Here is a 16,382-nt window from a genome sequence, read left to right on the forward strand (position 1 = left end):
GGGCGGTGACCGCCACCGCCCACGCGGCCGAATCCCCTGGTCCCCGGCCGGGCCCCGCTCGGGACCGTCCTCCGCGGGCTCGCCGGGCACCGGCCCGGAACCGGCCGGGAACGTCTTGACCGGCCCTCGGCCGCTGCTTAGCGTCCCGCGGACGGTGCCTCGGCGCACCACCGACGGCGCGCAGCGGAGGGGCGGTTCGGCACCATGGAACAGGTCGATGAGTGGGTCCGCAGGAGCATCACCGACCATCCGGGGGGAGTCGCCGTCATCGACGCCTCCCGCGAGGTCACTTACGGCGAACTGGGCGCGGCCGCCGAGGTGGTACGGGGTCTGCTGGCGGACGCGGGGGTCCGGCCCGGCGATCTCGTGGGAATGCGCATGCCGCGCGGCTGGCGGGTGTACGCCGCTGTGCTGGGCATCTGGCGGCACGGCTGCGGATACGTGCCGGTGGACCCCTCCTACCCCCGCCCGCGCCAGGACTTCGTGCTCGCCGACGCCGGGGTCCGTACGGTGGTGGAGGCCGGCCCCGACGACACGTTCATCCTGAGCGGGTCTGCGGAAACGAACGCGCCGGGGCCGCGGGCACCGAAGGGCACCGCCTACGTCCTCCACACCTCGGGGTCCACCGGCCGCCCGAAGGGAGTCGTCGTCTCCCATCGGAGCCTGGCCGCGTTCGTCCGCGGGTTCGTGGCGTCCTTCGGGACCGGCGCCAACGAGGTCTGGGCGCAGTCCACCTCCCCCTGCTTCGACGTGAGCCTGGCCGAGTCATGGGTCCCGCTGGTGACCGGCGCCCGGCTGGTCGCCGTGCCCGAGCGAGCGCTCAGGGATCCGCGCCGGCTGGTCGAACTGCTCGTCGAGGAGCGCGTGACGGTACTCAGCCAGGTACCGACCGTCTTCCGCTATCTGCTCGACGCCGCTGTGCGGGCGGGCGCCTCCTTCCCGGCGCTGCGCCGGGTGCTGCTGGCGGGCGAGGCGGTGGAACCGGCGGTCGTGACCCGCTGGGCCGACCTGGGCCTCTCCCCCGGTGCGACGTACCACAATCTGTACGGCCCGACCGAGGGCACGGTCTACGCGACGTGGCAGCGGCTCACCCCGGTCGAGCTGGCCCGGCGGGACGCGCCGGGCACGCCCATCGGCCGGGCCCTGCCGCACGTGGAGGTGCAACTGCGCTCCGGCGGACGGCTCGTGGCGGACGGGGAGAGCGGGGAGATTTATCTGTCGGGGGGCATCGCGGACCGTTATCTGGACCGGCCCGAGCTGACCGGGCGGGCGTTCGTCCGCGACGCGGACGGCCGCGTCTGGTACCGCACCGGCGACCTCGCCGTACGGGACACCGACGGGTCCCTGCACTGCCTCGGCCGGGCCGACCGGCAGGTGAAGGTGCGCGGGATGCGCGTCGAGCTGGGCGAGGTGGAAAGCCGGCTGCTCGGATGCGCGGGGGTGGCCGGCGGCGCCGTCGTGTCGGTGACCGGTCCGCGCGGTGAACCCATGCTCGTCGGTTGCTTCGTCCCCCGGGACGAGACGGACGACACCCTCGCGCGACGGCTGCCCGCCGAGATGGCGGAGTTCCTGCCCTCCCACATGGTGCCCGCTCGCTTCGTGGCGCTGCCCGCCCTGCCCCTGACCCTCAGCGGCAAGCTGGACCGCGGGAGGCTGGAGGAGTTGGCCGGCCGCCGCCGTTCCGGCTCCGGCACTGGCGCCGTCGCCCCACCCGGCGGCCGCGCCGGCTGAGCGCCGCGCCCGTTTTGCTCAACTGCGCGCCTTTTGCGGCCCGTTCGTCTTTGCTGCCGGACAGGTTGGTGAGCCCCTTCCCCCATGGCGGGCGGGTCACGCAGCCGAGAACCTTGTTGCAGCGGGGACACGGGCCCGGATCACCACCGGCCTCTCCCCCACCACCTCACGACAGGAGCAGCTCCAGTGAACGTCAGACGCCCCGTCACCACAGTGATCGCAGCCGCACTGCTCGCCCTTGGCGCCATGTCCGTCGCAGAGGGCACGGCCCTTCACTCCGCGGTCGTCGCGGCGACCACCGACGACAGTGGCTGGGGCAGCGAGGAGCCTCCCCTCGCCTCGGGCCAACTGCGTGCCGCCGTCGCACCGGGCGACAGCGGCTGGGGCAGCGTGGAACCCCCGGTGTCCTCGGCCGGGCTGCGCACCGGCGTCTCTCCGGGCGACAGCGGCTGGGGCAGCGTGGAGCCCCCGGTGTCCTCCAGTGAGTTGCGCACCGCCGTCCCCGGGGACGACAGCGGCTGGGGCTGAGCAGGCCGGCCGCCGCCACGGTCCCGATGACTCCCTCCGCCCCGGCCTCGCTGAGCAACCGTGAGCGCGAGACTCTCGGACATCTCGCCGACGGTCTCACCTACGCGTCCATCGCGCGCCGGATGAACCTGAGCCCGCACACCGTCGACACGTATCTGCGCAGGATCCGCGAGAAGACGGGAGCCCGGAACCGGATCCATCTGCTGCGCCTCGCCATCGCCCTGTCCGAGACGCACGAGGAGACGCCCCTCCCCGCGGGGGGACCACCGCGCAGGAGCAGCTCACAGACGTAGCCGTTGCGCAGGGGTAGCCACCTCGTACCACCGCGAGAAGCACCGAGCCCGGTGAGGCCGCCAGTCGGCCTTGCCGGGCGGTCGTGCTGCCCGCAACCGCCCGCGCCGTGTAACGGGAACTCGTGACTTCATGTGCGGCCGCGCGAACGTCACAATGCCTTTCACACCGCCGTCGGACGGTGCCGGGACCGGTGGAAACCCGGTGGAACACGACCGAAGCGGCAGCCGACTCGACGGAGCCCGCAAGTCCCCGGCCGGGGGCCGGGCCGATGCGAGATCGGAGAGTTGTGCCGAAGCCCCACCGGCTGGAGAAGCCGCTCGATTCCTTCGTCCGAGAGATCGCGCTGTGCGTCGCGACGCACGGGGACAAGGGCCCTGCACTGTTCTGGCCCGAGGACTTCGACACCCTGCCCGAGCTGCAGCGCCTCGCCCGTTCCGGCCGCCCACCCGAAGGCCGCCCCTACCGAGGCGGGGCCCGGTCCCGCCGCTCGGACGGTCAGACGCAACGCCTCGGGGCCGCGGACCCGGAGACCGAACTGCTGGCAGCGGCGCTCGGCGAACTCCTGGACCTGCGGGTCCGTGCCTCCTACCGGTTCCTGCCGTCGGCGGCGGTCGGCGCACGACAGGCGTCGGCCGCGGCCGAGTACATCGTGACGGTGCTCGAAGGGGCGTGCCGGTGCCGGGTCACCCGCGACACCGGCGTCGCGGGCGGTCCCGCCGGCGACGCCGTGGACCTGCGGCTGCGCGCGGGCGGGACACTCTTCGTGCCCCGCGATCACGCCTACGGCCTCCTCGACGTCCACACCCCGACGGTCCTCATGGAACTCGTCCTGGGCGAACAGCACTGAAACAGCACAGTCCTGAGGGCCCGTCAGCGCACGTCCCGCGGGTCCGTGGTGTCGTACCCCGCGTCGTCGTCACCGAGCAACCCCTGGGTGGCGACGGCGAATCCCGCCTGGAACCGGCTCTCCGCGCCCAGGGTCTGCATGATGTCCGCGATGTGCTTGCGCGTGGTCCGCAGCGACATGCCGAGGCGGCGGGCGATCGTCTCGTCCTTCCGGCCGGTGGCCAGCAGCCGCAGGATGGTGCGGTCCAGGTCCTTGGCGACGGCCTCCAGTCCGTCGGCGGCCGCGTCGGAAAAGGGCTGTGCCTCCGTCCACGCCTGCTCGAACAGCTCGCACAGGAAGTGCACGACCGACGGCTCACGGATGGCGACGGCCCCCCACGTCCCCCGATGGTCGGGCAGGAAGGCCAGCGCCCGGTCGAAGACGATCATCCGGCCGCAGAGCTGGTGGGCGGTGCGGTACTCGGCGCCCAGGGCGCTGGCCAGTGCCACGTAGGCCTGACTCGGGCTGTTGAAGCGCGCGGTGTGGTGGTAGAGAGTGCGGATCCGTACCCCGCGAGCGAGCGCGTCGCTGTCCCTGGCCAGGGCGTCCTTGAGCACCTCGGGGGCGCGTGTGCCGCCGGGCTGGACGGTGATCATCTCCTCGCGGCACATCTCGGCGGCCCGGTTCAGGGCGGCCCGTACCTCGCTGAGGGCGGGGATGGTCTCCAAGGTGGCGGGGGTGCCGCGCAGCCCCTCCTCGTAGTGCGACGAGAGCTGGGCGAACTGGTCACGCAGGGCCCGTAACGATATCTCCTGCTCGCGGATGGCTCTCTCCACGGGCGCCGAGGCCACCGCAGCGGCAAGGTGCGGGTCGACGGCCCTGAGCACCCCGTCGCCCTCCATGTCCCGCTGGAACAGGCCCAGTTGGAGGAGGGAGTCGACGCCACGAGTCACCTCGGCCTCGCTCAGCGCCAGTTCCGCCGCCATCCGGGACGGATCGAACCGCCGGTGGAGGGCGAGCCACCGGTAGACGGCCACCTCCTGGGCATCGAGCTTGTGGCCTTCAGCCTGCTGCCTCAAAGTCATCCCCTGCCTATGACAAGTAACGTGGGAACACAGGAAACTTCGTAGCCCCGTCCGGAACCAGGAATCGATTCTTCACCGACCTGCCGGCCCTCTCTCCTGTAGATGGGCACCGGCCTCCGGGGGTTGCGCGCGACAAAGGCGCCCACTGCACCGGGGCCGCCAAGACATCCCGCTCCTGCTCACCCGTTACCCGTCCCGGCCCACGCGTACCGCCCGGACAGGCGCTCCGACGGATGCCCACCACATCGTGAAGCCCCGCCGAACCCTCCCGCCGACCATCGCGCGCCGCCGATCCATGCCTCTGATGCTTCCAAGCCGGAACCGGTGCGTAGCCGGGCGGGCAATACCATAGCGCCCGAATCGAAGCGGGGACACGACGGGCATGCGCGGACAGGCAAACGGGCACGCGCGAGCGGATAGCGGGCACGGTTCGGCCACGAGGCGCTGACGGGACACGCCGCAGCAGGCGCGCTTGGGGGTCGTGGGAACGTGCCCGCGGGGGTGGGGAGGGTTGATCCTCACCATTTCTCTCCACCCTGGACCTGCTCACGGCCGGTGGGGTGCGAGAGGAGTTGCCGGCATCACCGGTGCGTCCGCCGAAACGCGCACCAGCGGGCTTTGACCTGTGCTGTTACAGGGCGTCAGGGTCGGATGCCGTTGCGCCTGGTGCACGCGCGGAAGGGGCGCCCGGTCAGGATCGCCGACCGCTGCCGGCGATGAGGGTGACGAGCGTGTCGATGAGGTCTTCGGCGCCCACCTCACCCCACTTGTCGTTGGGCAGCTGACCGCTCACCTCCATGCCGGCGACTCCGTTCGCGGCGCTGATGAGCAGGGCGGCGTATCTCCGGGCGTCTCGCTCGCCGACCAGTTCGGCGACGATGGCCAGGAACTCGGTCTGACTCCGCTCGGCCGCACGGGCCAGTGCGGTGGGGTCAGCGGAGGGATTGCTGAACATCAGCTTGTACAGGTGCGGCCGGGAGCGGCCGATGTCGATGAGCGCGATGACTCCGCTGCGCAGTTTCTCTTCGCCCGACAGACCGGCCTCGGCGCGCAGCCTCCTCCATGAGATCGCCGAGCCGGTCCCATGCCCGCGTGCCGATCGCCACCAGCAGGCTCTCCTTGTCGGGAAAGTGCCGGTCGGGCGCACCGCGGGTCACTCCGGCCCGCGCCGACTGCGCGGAGGGTCACCGCTTCGAGGCCTCCGCGGGGCGCTGTCACGTTGTTGGGTGTGTGGGTGTCTGACGGTGCGTCGAAGCATGGTGGGGCCGCGGTCCGGGTCTGTGGTCAGGGCGTGGTGGGCCGGCCGACAGCGCCGGTGATCTGGTCCCAGATGGCGAAGCGGACTGTCATTTCGGCGCGGTGTCGGGTGGCGGTCATCAGGTGGCGGCGGGGCCGGAAGTGGGGTGAGATACCGCTGAACGCGGACAGGAACCGCTGAGCCGCGCCGACGCTACGGAAGCCCTTCATCGCGCGTTCACGCTGCCTGGTGGGCTGGTGGCTGTTCTCCGCCCGGTTGTTCAGTCCCTTGTGGGAGCGGTGCTCGACGGAGGGCATGACCTCGCGGTGGACCGCGCCGTAGGAGCGGAGCTTGTCCGTGACGACCACCCGCGGCACCGTGCCGGTCTTCTTCATCAGCCTGCGGAAGAAGCGTCGGGCGGCGGCCTTGTCCCGCCGATTCTGGACGAGGATGTCGAGTACGTTGACGTCCTGGTCGACGGCCCGCCACAGGTACTTCAGCTCGCCGTTGATCCTGATGAACACCTCGTCCAGGTGCCACTTGTCCCCGGGCCGGGATTGTCTCCGGCGCAGTCCGTTCGCGTAGGCCTGGCCGAACTTGGCGCACCAGCGGCGGATGGTCTCGTAGGAGACGATGACGCCGCGCTGGAGCATCAGCTCCTCAACCTCGCGGAAGCTGAGCGGGAACCGGAAGTACAGCCACACACAGTGGGAGATCACCTCGACCGGGTACCGGTGCCCCCTGTACGACGGCGACGTACTCCCCACGGACGACCCCTCCCAGCATGATCAACCAGAAGATCATCCCACCCGGTCAGTCAACGTGACAGCCCCTCTGTCCGGGCTCTGGTCCACTTCGGGTGGTCGGCTTCCTGGCAGTGATGTCAGTGAGCCCTTTTCAACCTGGTTGCGTTGACCAAGAGTTGGCCGGGCTGACGGAATGAAGAAGCTCCTGATAGACGGTGTCACGACCAAGATCCACCGTGCTGGCTCCCGGTCGCGGAACAGAGGCACCAAACGGCTCTGATCTACACCCGCCGCGACGGCTACCAGTTCACCGCCGACCCGGTCGCGGCGGCGCGAGATCGGCACTCGATGGCGACGCCGGGCAGCCGGGCGTCAGGCACTGCTCGCACCGCACCCGGTCCCTGGAAAGGTGCGGCCGGCCACGAGGCCCTGGCCGAGCGCTCTCTGGCCGCAGGCTGCCACGCGTGCCGTGCAGCGGCCCGGCCGACCGCTCCCGTGTCACGCCGGATGATGCGGCAGCAGTGCCGTCCTCCCGTCCCGCGGCAGCCCCGTGCCTACCCGCGCGGCTCATCAAAGGGCTCGGCGCACACCTGCGGCAGCGGGCAGCCGGTGGCGAAAGCGCGGGCCCGCAGCAGGGCCAGCGCATCCGGAAAGCCGATATCACGGCGGGCCGCCAGCCGGCCGGCGGCCCGCCTAGCCTGCCCCCAGTGAGTATCGATCACCTCGGCCGGCTCCCACGGCAACGCCCCCTGGCCGCCGAAGTGCCGCAATGCGCGGTGCAACAGGATGTCGGTGACCGCCTGAGCGGCCACCAGCGCGTCAGGGAGAAGATTCTCCGCGGGCGACCAGCGACCTCGTGCACGATAAGAATCGCTGCAGGTCAGCTGCTTGTGCCGCCGCGACGACCGAGCCGTTGACCTGTGCGGATGCGGCGACCGCTCGTATCGTGCACGAGGTTGCAGGGCGTGTGCCGTAACAGGTCCAGCGAGCCGATCGGCCTTGTGCCGCCGGAGGGCGTCAGCGGCAGCGCCAGGATGAAAGAGACCTGAGGGAGCTCCTCCCGCAGCCGGGAACCGAAGATCGGCCACAGGGACAGGTACTCGCGCGGGTCCATGCACACCACCGGAACCCCGGACTCGGACGCCGCCATGCACGGCCCCTCCACCGACTCGAACTGCAGCTCCTCCAGCCGCAACGCCTCATCCCCGCTCGCACACAACAACTGACGCGCCTCGGTATGCGTCAGCAGCGCCATCGACGCCCCGTCCATCCCCAGCCCCACACACAACGCCCGGCACAACCGCCCCGGCAGACCCGCCTCATCCCCCGCTACCGCCCGCTCGATCAACTGCCCCACCCGCGCATCACCCATCCGCCACGGATGCCCCCGCGCGCCCTCCCCAGACCCGCAGGCGACACCAAAGACATCCGCACTCCCGTACGGACAGCAACCGCAACCACTCGTATGTCACTCTGCACGGGACAGTGAGCCCTTTCCAACCTGATGTGCGTGTGCGTCGCAGGAGCCCGTTGGAGCTCACCGGAGAAGCATGCGGCTGCGGAGACCCTGGTCAAGAACCCGTGCCGGATGCGGACAATCGATCACCGACAGGGCGCTGACCAGCACGGCCGCCAAGTTGGAAAAGGCTCAGTGTCGTTTGCCGTTGAGCGCGGATGTCACCGTTGTGTCGGCGAAGACGATGTCGCTGTGTTTTAGGGGCAGTTAGGGCCTTGTGGTGGGACGATGGCTGTGCTTCTCCTGCTGGGGGCACCGATGCGCCTGTCGAAATCCAAGGCCGACCTGTACGCGGCGATCCGCCGGGGCGGGGGAACGACCGGCCGGCGCCCGTCAGAGGGTCACTCCTTCACGCCGGCCAGTTCCACGGCCCGGCGTCGCAGCGCCAGCGAGGCGGGCGCGACGGAGAACACCACGGCGAGCACCGCGCACGCCGCGGCCATCTCCCCGATCTCCGCCCATGGCAGCTCCACCGGGCTCCACACCGACTGCAGGCCGAGTGCGCCCCACATCCCGGCCAGGTTCAGCCCGGCGACCAGCAGCCCGAGCACTGCGCCGACCGCGACGACCATCAGCGCCTCGGCGCCGACCAGCCGCAGCACCTGCCACCGGGTGGCCCCGGCAAGGCGCAGCACGGCCAGGTCACGGACCCGGTCGGACGTCGCCATGACCATCGTGTTGGCCAGCGAGATCCCGGTGTAGAGCAGGGCGATGCCGAGGACCAGGAAGAAGCCGTACCGGGTGTTCCGGTTCGTCTCGGGGTAACTCGCCGCCACCCACTGGTCCTTGGTGAACACCTGGCCGCCCGCGGCACCCATCGCCTCGCGCAGGCCCGCGGCCACCACGGCGGCGTCGGCCCCGTCGGTGAGCGAGACGTCCACCCGGTCCACGGGCGCCCGGCGCGCGTTGGCCGGGGTGACGTAGGCACCGTTGTTACCGGTGCCGGTGGTCATGACGGCGGCGATGCGCAACGACTTCTTCGTGCCGTCGCCGAGCCACACGTCGACGTTTTGGCCGACCGTGTGCTGCGCCCACTCCTCGTTGACGATGATCGAGTCGTCGTCGAGGCCGCCGGCCTTCCCCGCGGCCAGCGGCAGCCGCACCGTTTCGGCGAGTGGACCCGCCTGCGCCGCGCGGGCCTCGGACTTGATCAGGGCGACACCATCCTCCAGGACGTACACGGCCGTGGCCGATGTCGCCGACACCTTCGCCCCCTCGACCGCCTTCAGCCGCCGCATCGTCGCCGGATCGAACCCGGTGTCCCCGGCGGGACGGACCACGAAGGCGGCCGTGGTCTGCTCACGCGTCTCGGCGGCCTTGGCCTCGTCGAGTGTGGCCGTGGCCCCCAGCAGGGAGCCCGCGAGGGCGACCGTGACCAGGACGGGCGCCGCGATCGCGGCGGTGCGCCGGACCCCCGAGGCCGCGTTCTCCCGCACCAGCATGCCTGCCGCTCCCGGCAGTTGGGCGGGCAGCCAGGCGAACAACCGGGTCAGCGGGCGCACCAGGATCGGAGCGAGCAGCGCCACCGCCGTGATCAGCAGCATGGGGCGGCTGATGTACGTCTTGCGGTGCAGCAGCTCGCCCGGGTCGCCGGTCAGCGCCATGACCAGCGTCACCACCGCGGTCAGCAGCAGGCCCGCCCCGAACAGCCAGCGGCCCCACGTCATCGCCCTGCTGTCCACCGACGCCTCGCGCAGCGCCTGCGTGGGACCGGTGCGTCCGGCCCGCCAGGAAGCGGCGATCACGCCGAGCAGCGCGACGAGCAGCCCCGTCCAGAACGCCATGTGGTATGGCCAGGTGTGGTCGCCGATGGCGAACCAGCGCGGCGCGAGGTCGCCATCCACCACCCATGTGGCCAGGGGCGGGGCGCCGTACGCGCCGAGCACACAGCCAACCGCCGACGCGAGGACGCCGACCAGCAGCGCCTCCATGAACACCATCCGGCGGATCTGCCCCGGCGTGGCACCCGCGGTGCGCAGCAGTCCGATCTCCCTGCGCCGCTGGGCGACCGTGAACGCGAAGGTGGAGGCCACCACGAACACCGACACGAAGGCGGTGACGCCGCCAGCGGTGCCGAACATGGCGTTCATCGCGGTGAGCGCCTCGCTGTCGCGGTCCGGGTCGGTGTCGGCGCGACGGCGGTCGGCTCCGGTGAGCACGGTGACACCGTCGCGGCCGGCCACCGCAGCGCGCACGGCGTCCGCGTCCGCGTCCACCACGAGCTGGGTGCTCGACGGCGCCAGTTCGGCGGCGCGTTCGTCGGCGTAGAAGACGGCGTCCTCGAAGCCGCGCGGGGCGAGGGTGCCGACGACGGTCACGGTGCCTCGGTCGGTGCGCACCCGGTCGCCGGGCCGCGCCCAGTCCCCGGTGACGACGACCTCGCCGTCGGTGCGCGGCGCGTGCCCCGCGGAGAGCTTGTACGGGGCGAACGCGGCGGTGGACCACGGGTGACCCACCAGCTCGCCGGGACCGTCCTTAGCCCGTACCGCGAACGAGCGGTCGGTGACGACCTTGCCGAGCCCGGCCAGCTTCGCGACGGTCCGCTCGGGCACCGGACGCGGCTGGTCCAGCTTCTGGGCGCGGTCGCCGATCGGCGTCGCCACGTGCAGGGTGTTCTGCCCCTGGACGACGACCGGCGCCGCGGCGAACCGCTCCGGCTGCCGCTCGGGCGCGTCCACCGAGGAGGCGAGGGCCAGCCCCATCACGGCGAGCAGCGCGACGCCCAGCGAGAGCGCGATGAAGCTGCCGACGAAAGTGACCCAGCGGGTACGCAGGGTGCGCAGCGCGACGCTCAGCACGGCGCGGCCTCCAGCTTCGTCATCCGGGAGGCGATGTCGTCGGCGCTCGCCCCGAGCAGCTCTCCGTTGACGCGGCCGTCGACGAGGAAGACGACGCGGTCGGCGTAGGACGCGGCCACCGGGTCGTGGCTGACCATGATGACCGTCTGGCCCTCGCGATCGACCATGGAGCGCAGCAGGGCGAGCACCTCGCGGCTGGTCCCCGAGTCCAGGGCGCCGGTCGGCTCGTCACCGAACAGCACCTCGGGGCGGGTGACCAGGGCGCGGGCCAGGGCGACGCGCTGCTGCTGACCGCCCGACATCTCACTGGGCCGGTGACCGGCGCGTCCGCCGAGCCCGACCTGCTCCAGGACCTGGCGGACCTGCGCCTTGGGCACCCGCTTGCCGGCCAGCTTGAGCGGCAGCGCGACGTTCTGCTCGGCGGTCAGCGACGGCATCAGGTTGAACGCTTGGAAGACGAACCCGATGCGCTCGCGGCGCAGCAGCGTCAGCTTGGTCTCGCTGAGCCGGGTCAGTTCGGTGCCGCCCATGGTGACCGATCCGGACGTCGGCCGGTCAAGCCCGGCGGCGCATTGCAGCAGGGTCGACTTGCCGGAGCCGGACGGGCCCATGACAGCAGTGAACGTGGCTCGGGGAAAGGAGAGCAACACTTGGTCGAGTGCCGTCACGGCACTGCCGCCGGCCCCGTACCGCCTGCTGACGGAGCGCAGTTGGATCGCGTCGTTGTTCATGAGTCCCAACTCGTTCGAGGTTGGCCCTCCCGCCGCTCGGGCGGGAGGAGTTGGAGAAACGGCGCCGAGGACCATTGTCCGGGCGTGGTGTTCGGCGGCCGGGCGTCGCGCATGGTAGGTCCCTGCACGAGGCGCACGCGCCTCATCCGGGCCCGGGCGGGCCCATCACGTAGCCGATGAGGACGAACGTGGGCGCCCACACCGCGCTGCTCACCGCGGACCACAGCAGGTAGCGCCGCAGCGGCATCCACGTAGCCCCGCACAGCGTGGGGACGACGGTGCGCAGCACGGCGGTGAACCGGCCGATGAGGACCGCGTGGACGCCGCGCCGCGCGATCAGCCCGAGGGCCCGCTCGGTGTGGCGGCGCCGCCGTTCGCCGCCCGCGGGGGGTGAGCAGCCGGGCGTGCCAGCGCCGCCCGACGGAGTAGCCGGCCAGCTTGCCGAGTATGGCGCCGGCCACCGCGGTCAGCAGGGTCGCCCCGACGGTGACGTGGCCGTGCCAGGCCAGCATGCCGCCCACCACGACGGCCGTCTGACCGGGTATTAGGGCGCCGAACACGGGGATGGCGGCATCCAGCGCGGGGAACAGCAGACTGCGCCGAGGATGCCGAGCGTGCCGTGCGCCAGCACGTGTTCCGCGAGCCAACCTGTCATCGGACGCCACCACCCTTCGTTTTCGCGGTGGTTCCACGAAACCGCGTGACGGTGCCCCGGCGCAGTGCGGCAGGATCGAGACTTGGGGTAGGGCCAGGCGTACCTCCCCGCCTCGGGCCGGCTCTCCACGATCACTGGGGTACGGGTTCGAGCGCGCCGCTGCCGCACGCCGCCTGCCGCATCAACTCGTGGAACTGGTAGCGGGGCCGGCCGGGCCGGCCCCCTGTGCCGATGCCCGGCATCGTCAGGACCGCGCCCTCGACCATCCGCTCGAGCAGCTCCTCGGCGGCTTCCTCCGGCAGTTCGAGCTCGACGGCGGCGTCGTGCACGGTGAACGCCTCCCGCCCCATCGGTGCCAGTCGCCGGGCCGTCTCCCGTTCGTCGCCGGGACGTTGCCGCAGTGCGGCGTCCAGGCGGGCGCCGGTGTCGATTCCGCCGGTGGCCAGCTCGGCCAGTCTCAGGGCCGGGTCGGCGAGGCGCTGGGCCAGCCGGGACGCGGGCCGGTGCGGCCGGGCGCTGAGCCGGTTGGCCGCGGCCCGCAGTGCCAGCGGCAGCCCGGCGCACGCCCGGACGATCGAGGCGGCGGCCCGCGGGTCCGGTGCATGAGCGGCCGGCCGGCGGACGGACGTGAGCAGGGCCAGGGACTCGGTGCCGCCCAGGGGGGGGCGAGGGCCACGGTGCGCGAGCCGGGCACCGCGTTCAGCCTGCTGCGGCTGGTGACGAGCACGGCGGCGGCGGTCGTGGACGGCAGCAGAGCGTCCAGATGGAGCTCGTTCATGGCGCCGTCGAGGACGATGAGCGTGCGGCGGCCCGCCGTCCGGGTCCGGTAGGAGCCGATCAGGTCGTCGAGACGGTCACCGCAGTCGCGAGCCTCGTCCGCCGCCCCGAGCGTCCGCAGCAGTTGGGCGAGGACGGCGGCCACGTCCTGGGGTGTGCCGTCCTTGCGGTGCAGCTGCGCGTACAGCAGCCCGTCGGGGAACTCACCCGCCACGGCATGCGCGACCTGGACGGCCAGGGTCGTCTTGCCGACCCCCGCCGTCCCGGAGATCAGCATCCGCCGCGACCGGAACGCGCCGCGCGCTTCCCCGGACGGCGGCGCCAGAGCCGCGCACAACTCGTCGAACTCGGCCTGCCGTCCGGCGCAGTCGGCGAGCGCGGGCGGCAGGGTGAAGGGCCGGGTCGCGAGCACCGGGCCCCGGACCGGGCGGACCGGCGGCTTCGGCGTGCCGGTCAGCACCGCCTGGTAGACGGCCACCAGATCGGGACCGGGGTCCACCCCCAGCTCCTCGGCGAGGATGGCGCGGCCCTCGTGGAACAGACGCAGTGCGTCGGCCTGCCGTCCGCAGCGGAACAGGGCGGTCATCAGCTGGGCGCGCAGCCGTTCACGGATCGGCGACTCGGCGACGAGACCGGTCAGTTCGGAGACCAGCTGGTGGTGCCGGCCCAGCATGAGGTCCGCCTCGACGCGGTGTTCCAGGCAGCTGGTGTGCGCCTCCTCCAGCTGCGGCAACTCGGCCTCGGCGAGCTGCGGCGACACGTTGGCGAGCGTGCCCCGCCACAGGCCCAGCGCCTCGCGCAGCAGCCCGGACGCCTCCTGGGAACGGCCCTCGCGCAGCGCCGCGGCGCCCCGCTCGTGCAGCAGCTCGAACTCCACCACGTCGACCCGCGCGCCCGCGTCGACGAGCTGATACCCGGGCGGCCGGCGGACCAGGTCGGCATGGGGTCCGAGGAGTTTCCGCAGCCGCGAGATGTAGGTGTAGATCTGGGCGTTCGTCGTCGCGGGCGGGTCCCATCCCCACAGCAGTTCGCTCATCCGCCCGTCGCTGACCACCCGCCCACGCGCCAGCAGCAGCGCCGCGAGCACGGTGTGCGCCTTGGAGCCCGACAGCGCGACGTGCCGTGCCCCGTCTCTTGCCTCCACAGGCCCGAGAAGCGGGAGTTCCCTTGGTGTCCCCCCACCACATGCGGCCGGGGCCGCACAGTGGCGGCGCGACCGGTTCGGAACGTCGAAGCGTCGTTCTCCAGCCATATTCGCGCCGGACATTGGCGGAATTGAGTGTTCAACTTGGCAGCAGCCCTGCGGTGGCAAGAGCCTGCACGGGGCCACTCGTGACCCGGGGTGCGGTCCCCGCGGGGGTAGGGCCGGCCCTACCCCATATCCGGCATCTGGCCCCCTGGCCTGCCCGGGGAGCGGACTTCTACCGTGCTGTCATGCACCCTCGCAATGTGTGGCAGGCCATGTCCCGGCCCGGTTATCTGCGCTCCGCCTGGCCCTGGCGCAGCGCCGCCTACCTCGTCACCGGCGCGGTGGCCGGAGCCGTCGCCCTGGTGGGGATCGTGACCGCCGCGGCCCTGGGCGTTGTGCTCGCCGTGGTGCTGGTGGGGCTGCCGCTGGTCGTGCTGACGGCGCTCGCGGGGCTGCCGGTGGCCTGGGTGGAACGCAGCCGGCTCGGCCTGGTCGACCTGGATCCGGCCCCGGAACAGCACCAGCCGCCTGCTTCCGAGGGGCTGTGGGCGTGGCTGACGACGCGTCTGCGCGAGCAGGTGACCTGGCGGGAGCTGGGCTACGCGCTGCTGTTCGCGGGCCTGTTGTGGCCGGTCGACGCCCTCGCGGTCACCGTGGCCCTGTTCCTCCCCCTCTCCGTGGTCGCCACCCCCGTGATGATGGCGACGGTCGGCGGCGGCGAGGAGGCGAAGGTGCTCAAGCAGTGGACGGTCACCACGTGGCCGTCCGCGTTCGGCATCGCGATGCTGGGGCTCGTGCTCCTGGCCTTGGGGGCGTACGTGCTGGGGACCGCGGCTGGCGCCCGCGTCGAGCTGACCCGGCTGCTGATCGCCCCGCGCGACGGTGACCTGGGCGTCAAGGTGGTGGAACTGACCCGCTCCCGCGTCCGGTTGGTGGACGCCTTCGAGGCGGAGCGCCGGCGCATCGAGCGCGATCTGCACGACGGCGCCCAACAGCGCCTGGTCGCCCTGACGATGACGCTGGGCCTCGCCCGTCTGGACGTCCCCGACGGTCCCCTCGCCGACCAGCTCGCCCGTGCCCATGACGAGGCCGGCAAGGCCTTGGCGGAGCTGCGCGAACTGATCCACGGCATCCACCCCAAGGTGCTCGCCGACTACGGCATCGAGGCCGCCGTGAGCGACGCCGCGGACCGCTCGCCGGTACCCGTCGACGTCGACCTCGACCTGTCCGGACGGCTCTCCCAGTCGGTGGAGGCCGCCGCGTACTTCGTGGTGTGCGAGGCCCTCGCCAACGTCGCCAAGCACAGCGGGGCGAGCCGCGCGCGGGTGTCGGGCGGCTGGGCCGGCGGACGCCTTGCCGTGCAGGTGCGCGACGACGGCCGTGGCGGCGCGGACGCACGGGGCGGCAGCGGGCTGACCGGACTCGCGGACCGGGTGTCGGCACTCGATGGCAAACTCTCCCTGTCCAGTCCGCCCGGCGGACCGACCGAGCTGCATGTGGAGTTTCCTTGCGAGTTGACCGACCCGGCCGATCGCTGCGCGTAGTGCTGGCCGAGGACAGCGTGCTGCTGCGCGAAGGGCTCATCGGCCTGCTCGGCCGCCTCGGACACGAGGTGGTCGCCGCCGTGGGGGACGCCCCGGCGCTGATCGCCGCGGCCGAGGAGCACACGCCGGACATCGTCGTCACCGATGTGCGGATGCCGCCCGGATTCCAGGACGAAGGCCTGCACGCGGCCGTCCGGCTGCGCCAGAAGCGGCCCGCGCTGCCGGTGCTCGTCCTGAGCCAGTACGTGCAGCGGACCTACGCGGCGGAGCTGCTCGACTCCGGGGACGGTTCGGGCGTCGGCTATCTGCTCAAGGACCGGGTCGGCCAGGTCGAGGAGTTCGTGGACGCCCTGTGCGAGGTCGCCGACGGGGGCACCGTGGTCGACCCCGAGGTGGTGCGCCAGCTGCTGCGCCGCCGCCGCGACCCGCTGGAGCGGCTCACCCCGCGCGAGCGCGAGGTCCTGGCCCTGATCGCGCAGGGCAAGTCGAACGGGGCGATCGCCCGGGAACTGGTGGTGTCCGAGGCGGCCGTCGGCAAGCACATCGGCAGCATCCTCACCAAGCTCGACCTGCCGCAGGCGGACGAGACGCACCGCCGTGTGCTGGCGGTCCTCGCCTTCCTGCGGGCGTGAGGCGGCGGGGTACGGCCCGGTGCGCCCGGTCCCGGGGGAGCAAGGCCACGTCAGGGGAGAAATAGAAGCGGCATGGAAGCGGGGGTCTGCCGC

The 16,382-nt window shown here is 72.2% G+C and carries 15 protein-coding genes and 1 pseudogene; 6 read left to right on the forward strand and 10 right to left on the reverse strand.

Annotated features, from left to right (window positions below; translation table 11 throughout):
• Nucleotides 1–204: 204 nt before the first annotated feature.
• The 4 genes from AB0J02_RS35670 to AB0J02_RS35685 all read left to right on the forward strand — a co-directional run bounded on the left by AB0J02_RS35670 (nt 205) and on the right by AB0J02_RS35685 (nt 3,400).
• On the forward strand, nt 205–1,731 hold the full coding sequence (locus AB0J02_RS35670; protein ID WP_363198000.1) for an amino acid adenylation domain-containing protein: 1,527 nt from the start codon (nt 205–207) through the stop codon (nt 1,729–1,731).
• Between the two features lie 186 nt (nt 1,732–1,917).
• Nucleotides 1,918–2,259: a hypothetical protein gene (locus tag AB0J02_RS35675; RefSeq protein WP_363198001.1), complete on the forward strand. Its 342-nt coding sequence runs from the start codon at nt 1,918–1,920 to the stop codon at nt 2,257–2,259.
• Nucleotides 2,260–2,285: 26 nt separating this feature from the next.
• Nucleotides 2,286–2,552 (forward strand): helix-turn-helix transcriptional regulator, encoded by a 267-nt coding sequence (locus tag AB0J02_RS35680; protein WP_363198002.1) that lies wholly within the window; start codon nt 2,286–2,288, stop codon nt 2,550–2,552.
• Nucleotides 2,553–2,839: 287 nt separating this feature from the next.
• The gene (locus AB0J02_RS35685; RefSeq protein ID WP_363198003.1) at nt 2,840–3,400 is read left to right on the forward strand and encodes a hypothetical protein; all 561 of its coding nucleotides are present in this window, start codon (nt 2,840–2,842) and stop codon (nt 3,398–3,400) included.
• 23 nt (nt 3,401–3,423) lie between these two features.
• Here the strand turns inward: AB0J02_RS35685 and AB0J02_RS35690 are convergent, their stop codons facing one another.
• The 10 genes and pseudogenes from AB0J02_RS35690 to AB0J02_RS35735 all read right to left on the reverse strand — a co-directional run bounded on the left by AB0J02_RS35690 (nt 3,424) and on the right by AB0J02_RS35735 (nt 14,068).
• The gene (locus tag AB0J02_RS35690) at nt 3,424–4,458 is read right to left on the reverse strand and encodes a LuxR C-terminal-related transcriptional regulator (protein ID WP_363198004.1); all 1,035 of its coding nucleotides are present in this window, start codon (nt 4,456–4,458) and stop codon (nt 3,424–3,426) included.
• Between the two features lie 697 nt (nt 4,459–5,155).
• Nucleotides 5,156–5,611: a TetR-like C-terminal domain-containing protein gene (locus AB0J02_RS35695; protein WP_363198005.1), complete on the reverse strand. Its 456-nt coding sequence runs from the start codon at nt 5,609–5,611 to the stop codon at nt 5,156–5,158.
• Nucleotides 5,612–5,748: 137 nt separating this feature from the next.
• Complete coding sequence (locus AB0J02_RS35700; RefSeq protein WP_363198006.1) at nt 5,749–6,468, reverse strand: IS6 family transposase; 720 nt, start codon at nt 6,466–6,468, stop codon at nt 5,749–5,751.
• Nucleotides 6,469–7,001: 533 nt separating this feature from the next.
• Nucleotides 7,002–7,259, reverse strand: a complete 258-nt coding sequence (locus tag AB0J02_RS35705) for a hypothetical protein (protein ID WP_363198007.1) — start codon at nt 7,257–7,259, stop codon at nt 7,002–7,004.
• A 68-nt stretch (nt 7,260–7,327) separates the two neighbouring features.
• Complete coding sequence (locus tag AB0J02_RS35710; protein WP_363198008.1) at nt 7,328–7,804, reverse strand: hypothetical protein; 477 nt, start codon at nt 7,802–7,804, stop codon at nt 7,328–7,330.
• Between the two features lie 500 nt (nt 7,805–8,304).
• Complete coding sequence (locus AB0J02_RS35715) at nt 8,305–10,761, reverse strand: ABC transporter permease (RefSeq protein WP_363198009.1); 2,457 nt, start codon at nt 10,759–10,761, stop codon at nt 8,305–8,307.
• The gene (locus AB0J02_RS35720; RefSeq protein WP_363198010.1) at nt 10,755–11,492 is read right to left on the reverse strand and encodes an ABC transporter ATP-binding protein; all 738 of its coding nucleotides are present in this window, start codon (nt 11,490–11,492) and stop codon (nt 10,755–10,757) included. The genes AB0J02_RS35715 and AB0J02_RS35720 overlap by 7 nt, the downstream gene beginning before the upstream one ends.
• Nucleotides 11,493–11,634: 142 nt before the next feature.
• Nucleotides 11,635–11,856: pseudogene (locus AB0J02_RS35725) on the reverse strand (VTT domain-containing protein); the annotation flags it as partial.
• 422 nt (nt 11,857–12,278) lie between these two features.
• Complete coding sequence (locus AB0J02_RS35730) at nt 12,279–12,497, reverse strand: hypothetical protein (RefSeq protein ID WP_363198011.1); 219 nt, start codon at nt 12,495–12,497, stop codon at nt 12,279–12,281.
• Nucleotides 12,498–12,604: 107 nt separating this feature from the next.
• Nucleotides 12,605–14,068: a BTAD domain-containing putative transcriptional regulator gene (locus AB0J02_RS35735; RefSeq protein ID WP_363198012.1), complete on the reverse strand. Its 1,464-nt coding sequence runs from the start codon at nt 14,066–14,068 to the stop codon at nt 12,605–12,607.
• 317 nt (nt 14,069–14,385) lie between these two features.
• Here AB0J02_RS35735 and AB0J02_RS35740 point away from each other — a divergent pair, with 317 nt between their 5' ends.
• Both AB0J02_RS35740 and AB0J02_RS35745 read left to right on the forward strand, forming a co-directional pair.
• A complete protein-coding gene (locus tag AB0J02_RS35740; RefSeq protein ID WP_363198039.1) occupies nt 14,386–15,657 on the forward strand; it encodes a sensor domain-containing protein in 1,272 nt (423 codons plus the stop codon).
• A complete protein-coding gene (locus AB0J02_RS35745; protein ID WP_363198040.1) occupies nt 15,657–16,289 on the forward strand; it encodes a response regulator transcription factor in 633 nt (210 codons plus the stop codon). Before AB0J02_RS35740 ends, AB0J02_RS35745 begins: the two co-directional genes overlap by 1 nt.
• The last annotated feature ends 93 nt before the right edge of the window (nt 16,290–16,382 follow it).

It is taken from the genome of Streptomyces sp. NPDC050264 (assembly GCF_040655895.1).
GTDB lineage: Bacteria > Actinomycetota > Actinomycetes > Streptomycetales > Streptomycetaceae > Streptomyces.